This is a genomic window from Emticicia sp. (genome assembly GCF_043780375.1).
Taxonomy (GTDB): domain Bacteria; phylum Bacteroidota; class Bacteroidia; order Cytophagales; family Spirosomataceae; genus Emticicia.
Window position 1 is genome coordinate 1 of record NZ_JAYWCU010000275.1, and the last position, 6,027, is coordinate 6,027.

At 38.8% G+C, this 6,027-nt stretch carries 7 protein-coding genes; all 7 read right to left on the reverse strand.

The features are described 5' to 3' along the window. Positions 1-191, reverse strand: a 191-nt coding sequence (locus tag ACH2CJ_RS20190; RefSeq protein ID WP_394995915.1) for an alcohol dehydrogenase catalytic domain-containing protein, incomplete at its 3' end; no start/stop codon positions are given. A gap of 1 nt (position 192) precedes the next feature. Further along, complete coding sequence (locus ACH2CJ_RS20195; RefSeq protein ID WP_394995917.1) at positions 193-585, reverse strand: VOC family protein; 393 nt, start codon at positions 583-585, stop codon at positions 193-195. Positions 586-668: 83 nt separating this feature from the next. After that, entirely contained in the window at positions 669-1,061 is a 393-nt protein-coding gene (locus ACH2CJ_RS20200) for a VOC family protein (protein ID WP_394995918.1), read from the reverse strand. Beyond that, entirely contained in the window at positions 1,058-3,127 is a 2,070-nt protein-coding gene (locus ACH2CJ_RS20205; protein WP_394995920.1) for a heparinase II/III family protein, read from the reverse strand. The genes ACH2CJ_RS20200 and ACH2CJ_RS20205 overlap by 4 nt, the downstream gene beginning before the upstream one ends. A 1-nt stretch (position 3,128) precedes the next feature. Continuing rightward, positions 3,129-3,833, reverse strand: coding sequence for an RraA family protein (locus tag ACH2CJ_RS20210; RefSeq protein WP_394995922.1), 705 nt, complete (start codon positions 3,831-3,833; stop codon positions 3,129-3,131). After that, complete coding sequence (locus tag ACH2CJ_RS20215) at positions 3,833-4,531, reverse strand: SDR family oxidoreductase (protein ID WP_394995925.1); 699 nt, start codon at positions 4,529-4,531, stop codon at positions 3,833-3,835. Before ACH2CJ_RS20215 ends, ACH2CJ_RS20210 begins: the two co-directional genes overlap by 1 nt. Next, a partial coding sequence (locus ACH2CJ_RS20220; protein ID WP_394995927.1) for a sodium transporter occupies positions 4,524-6,027 on the reverse strand: 1,504 nt, incomplete at its 5' end. The genes ACH2CJ_RS20215 and ACH2CJ_RS20220, both read right to left, overlap by 8 nt.

The following is a 6,027-nucleotide window of genomic DNA, read 5'->3' on the forward strand; positions in this document are numbered from 1 at the left end:
CCCGAAACCTCATGCCCGATAATTTGGGGAGGTTTTACTCTTGCATCCATCTTTCCGTGGTAGATGTGTACGTCAGTTCCACATACGCCCACATACGCCATTTTCAAACGAACTTCGCCTTTTTGGAGCGGCTGTTTCTCAGTTGTCTTTATTGAGAATGAATGATTTCCTTCGTAAAATAGTGCTTTCATATTAAATTTCTTTTGGTCGTTCAACTAATTGTAAAACATTGCCTTCTGGGTCTAAAAAAGTACGGACTTTGCCTCCCCCTGTTGCTGGTGAAAGTACACTCGTCCACCTAATGTTGTGATTATCCAAATGCTTAATACCTGCTTCAATATCATCTACATTAAATGCCAAGTGCGACCAGCCCAAGGTTAGATTTGTTCTGGTAGGGCGAGCATTGCCATCATTGGGCAAAATTTCGAGAATGACTCCGTCAGGTGCTTTCAATAACCAAATAGGGCGTGGGTCTTTATAAAAGATTTCAAAACCCAATACTTCGCAGTACCAATTTGATAAAGTCTCTACATTTTCGGCAGCCACTGCTGGATGATCTATGCCATTTATTTTGAAGTTTTCCATTTTTTATATAATTTGAAAATAGCAACCCCTTACCCCAAATAAGGAGTCGCTTTTTTAAAATGATTTGTTCGATTATTTGGTTTTCAGAGGGTTCTTTGAAGAATTTGAAGCATATTACCTTCTGGGTCAAATAAGTTTCTGACTTTACCACCACCAATAGCATCCATCAGATTTCCTCCCCAAGTAACCTTTTGATGATCCAAATAATCAATGGCAGTTTGAATATTTTCAACCCGCAGAGCCAAGTGCGACCAACCAGGTGTCCAAGTGGTTCTTTCTTGCCTCATTGTATCATCTTTGGGCATAATTTCGAGCAATGTTCCGTCGGGAGCTTTGAGCATCCATACAAATTTGAGCGGTTGGACGGTTGGATGAAGAAACCATTTTTCGTAACCTAATACTTCGCAATACCAATCTGAAAGCTTTTCTACATCATCGGCTGCTACGGCGGGGTGGTCTATTCCTAGAAAATTCATATTGTATCTACTTTATTTAGTTCGTATCGGTCATTATTTTTTGTAATATTCCAAGTTCTTCCATGACCAGAAATAATTGAAAAAGATTCATTTTCGTTGATTTTTAAAGTCCATTTTCGGGAATCACTTTTTAAGGTGAAACTGTTTTTAACTATTTCCAAATTCCAATTAGTCAATAAATCAGGCTCATCTAAAGCAATCGCATGAACAACTATTCGAGTAGTCAATTTTTCTTTTTCTGTAAAACGGAATAAAAAACTATCTCCAGAGCCACCTTCACCTAATTGATTGGGTTCAGGATGGTAGGCATCATGCAAAAATCCATGAACTGGGTACGAAAATGAGCCATTTCCTCCATGAAATAGCTTCATGCCCGCCATATTCTTTTTTACAGTTAAACAATTGTTTTCTTTTTGCCAAACAGTTTTACCATCTCTGTTATTTACGACCCAATTCCAAAGTGTGGTTATTGGATAATCCGCAGAAATTTGGTCAACTATAAACAAAACATGGCTTCCAGCAAGAATCCAAAATCTTGAAAATTCTTGAATAGGCTTTCCGTAGGCATTTCCGACTTCTGAGCCTACGACTGAAATCACATCGTCTTTTGCACAAATAAGACTTTTGTCGCCCCTATCAATCTTCTCTCCACCTTTTCCGTTTACAATAGTTCTTCTTGGAAAAACACTTTTTTGCTCTAAAAGTGAGGCTTTTGCTAAATCTTCTTGTAAACCCAAAGACTCTTTTTCAATCAAAAAAGTACAAGTATTGTGCGTTTGCGAGCTACTTTCTAAGCCATGAATCAGATTTCTGTAACAAGAATGTCCAGGGTCTGCCAAAAGCCTTTCGTTGTTATGTACCAAAATAAAACTGTTCAAATCACCGTGTAAATGCCCTAATCCGTTGAGTAACTCACTTCCACCGTTAGTAGCAATGATGGTTTTCCCGTTCCAAGCATCTCTTATAAAAGCATTACCATTTGAAAAAGAGGTTGTTAATGGCAAATTAGCTTCTTCGGCAGAAATACTTTTTGAATGATAGGTAAGCAATGGCAATGTTAAAAATCCCCAATCGTTTCGCATACCCAAAGTTGCCAAATCGTGCGGTTCTTGATTGGGAACTGAACAATAATATTTTTCAAAAAGCCATTTTGCTAAACCCTTTTCCGTTTCGTTTTCACTGCGTGCGACGATGTGCAACAAAATATCTCCTGAAGGACGAAAAATGGCGGCACTGTCATTAAAATTAGCGGCCCTTGCTCGTGGTTCGTCACCCCAGCCGTGTAGAGGTTTGGCATAGAACATGCTGGTTGTTAGCCAAGCGATTGTCGAATTTCGGTGACTGAGCGAAGCCGAAGACACGATTGATAATAATGGATATTCTCTCAAAACAGCCTCTTTTGCAAATGTTAAAGCCAACAATAAATAATTGCCATACTGCAAAGATTCGCCATATGAGCCATCGTCTTGCATGGCATCTTGGCAAAGTTCAAACTCTGGTAATAATTCAAAGACCGTCTTTTTATCTTCCAAAACTACTGCCGAAACCATCGCACCACTAAATAAAATACTTCTCCAATTGGCTAAATGTTTGTTTTTATTCAACCATCTTCGACAAAGAACAATGCCTTTTTCGTGTAATGCTATTTTTATTTCTTGTAGGTCATTTTCAGAAAAAGCAGTTTTTGCCAAATCATAAACTGCCGAAACACCCCAACACAAATGTGCTGTTTCGAGATGCCCAATGAAGGGTTCAGAGTGGTCACGAAATTCGGGACCAACCCAATCATAAGTTGTTTTGCGAACAATTTCGAGTGTTTCTCTTTTGAGCCATTCGGCTAATTCTAGGTTTGGTTGCAATGCGTAACTCATGGCAGCATCCGACAAATACTCAGCAGCCGAGTGCCACCAAATAGTCGTTGGGTTTGATCCTAAGAGATTTCCCCAAGAAACTCGTTCGTAAACTCTTTTTTGTAAAGCATTAAAAAATACCGAAATCAACGATTTTTCGTCGTCAATTTCTCTCAAAATGGCTGTTTTTTCAATATCCGATAAAAATACTGCCATGTCAGAAATACCCTCCGTTTTTAACTACGTCGGTTGGTTTCATTCCGCTTTCAACCATTTCTCTGATTTCATCTTCTTTAAACATCAGTTTTTCGGTGGCGAGTAAAACATCATAAGCAATGTTTTGAGGAATAGAAATTACCCCATCAATATCTCCAAAAACCCAATCGCCAGGGGTAACAATTACCTCACCCATAAGAATCGGTTTGAGGTAATGATACATTCTGAATCGCCCTAACATACCAGTATTAGACTTGAATTGATGAAATACAGGAAAGCCCAATTCTAAAATGGCTTTCGTATCTCTGATGCCATTGATAACAGCTCCTCTACAACCAATTTTTTTGGCAGCCATTGTCATCACTTCACCCCATTGTGAGGTCACGGTGTCGCCCGAACAGTCCCAAACCACAACCGAGTCTTCGTAAATGGCTTCCAACATTTCGGCTCGCATTTCAAACTCACCTTCAGTAGTAATATCTGGCCCACCTTTTACTGTAAATGCCAAACCTGCAAGTTTCATTTCTTCTCGCAATGGAGCGTAGCAAGCTGGCAAACTTGAAGCGTGCATTTGATAATTAAAACGCAGTACGTCATTGACTGCACCCGTATAAAGTTTGAGGTAACGCTCACGCATTTCGGCAACCGAAATAGGGAATGGTGATTTAGAAATATGTTCGTTGGTACAGATTAAGTTAGTATTCATTATGCTAAAAATTTCATGTTGTCAAAATTAATTTCTCGAATCAGCACGTATTCGGGCTGATTTATAACAAAAACAATTACTCTTGCCACGTCTTCTACTTTCAAGAATTTTTCTCTTGGCACTTGGCGATCGCCCCAATAGTTGCTATCTGTTGGGCCAGGGTTTATATCCGTTACCTTTATGCCCAGTTTAAGTGCTTGGTCTGCCAAACCACTATTTAGACCTCTTGCTCCAAATTTGGAAGCACAATACAAAGGAGCATTTGGATTGGTACGTTGCCCAGCCATTGAAATAACAGTCAAAATATGACCTGCTTGTTTGGGTTTCATAATTTTGAAAGCCTCCCGATTGCATAGAAAAACTCCTTTTACATTGATATCCATCATTTTTTCAAAAGTTTCTAAGTCGGTGGTTGAAAGGTCGGGTGATGTTAAACCAAGCCCTGCATTGTTCAGAAGAATATCTACCGTTCCGAAGGCTTCAACACAAGCAGCAAATCCTGCAATTACATCTGCTTCTACACTCACATCACCTCTGAACGATTTTAAATTGGGGCTTGAAACTTCTTCACCTAACTTATTAGTGCGACTAAAATCAAAAACCTTTGCTCCACCATCCAACAACATTTGAGCAGTAGCCTTTCCAATTCCACTTGATGCTCCCGTTATAAATACTACTTTGTTTTCTAAATTATTCATTTTTATTAAACGTTGGTTTTTTTCTAAAATATAAAAATGTAGCGACAATAAGGCATAAAACACCAGATATTAATGCTAATTGACCACTTAAAAGACTTCGAGAAGGAAAGCCCATTATTACAAACATAGAGCCTGTCAATGCAAAAGCGATTCCATACATTAGTTTTATTGCATCTGCAAAAGCATCGTCATTTTTGCTTTCTTTCGTAGGAACAAACGGTATGGTCAATTTATGAAAGAACGCTGATACTTTAGCATTGTATATTTGGTTTTTTGATTTAAATTTACCCGATATAATAAAGACACTAAAACAGAATCCAATTTCAACCAAAGTAGCAATAGCCCATCTGATTTCTTCGATTACATTTGGACCACAAATATTAAAAATGTCTTTTTTTACAAAAAATACATGCATTAAAAACCCTAAAATTACACCACCAAAAAGCGTAAATAAAGCACCCCAAGGTTGTGGTTTTGCCATCAAAACCCCAACAATAACAGGCACTATCATTGGTACTGCAAAAATACCTGCTAATAGTTTGTTAGCCTCAAAAGCACCCCCAAAACCAGTCACAAACAACGCTCCGATAGTTACAATTGTGCCTACTAAAAGGGTCATTAATCTGCCAACTAAAAGTGATTCTTTTCCAGAAGCATTTGGTCTGAAAACCCGTTGGTAAATATCACGGGTGAGTACGCTGGCGGTTACGTTATACTCGGCACTAAGCACCGACATAGTGGCAGCAAACATGGCTGCCATCATCAAACCCATAATACCCGAAGGTAAAAGTTTGACGCACAGAGCAACATAAGCCATTTCTGGATTGGCTAAATTAGGCAAAATCACACGTGCAGCTAATGGCGGGAAAAGAAAAATAATGGGAAAAATAAAGAAAAACAATGCCGATAAACCCGCTAATTTCTGCCCGTCGGTTTCGGTTTTGGCAGAATAAAAACGTTGAATGAACGTCCAATTGCCTAAGTATCTGATGATTAACAAAATATAGTAAGTCATTAACCAAAGCGGCATTCCTTTTTTACCATTAAACCAAGTCATATTTTGGGGAATAACCGCTTGCATATTTTCGATACCGCCTGCTGCATTGTATGCTAAAGGAACTAAAATTAAAGTAGCAAAGAAAAGTATCACAAACTGCACCACATCAGTAACAATAACAGCCCAAAATCCACCTACTACGGTGTAAAGAGTTACTACTATACCACAACCTATAACGGCGGTTTCGAAGGGAATTCCTGAAGCGGCGGTGATAAAAAGCCCGATTGAATAAAGTTTTATCATGTCATCGAGCAATTTAAAAACCACGCCACTCCACGAAAATATTTGTCGGATTGGGGCATTATAACGGGTTTCTAAAAACTCAACTGGACTCATAATTCCGGCCCTTTTCCAGCGTTTGGCAAAGAAAAAGATGGCGATTAATGAGGGGAAAACGGTACTCCAAATTACGGTAATTGCCACCAAACCATCGGAATAA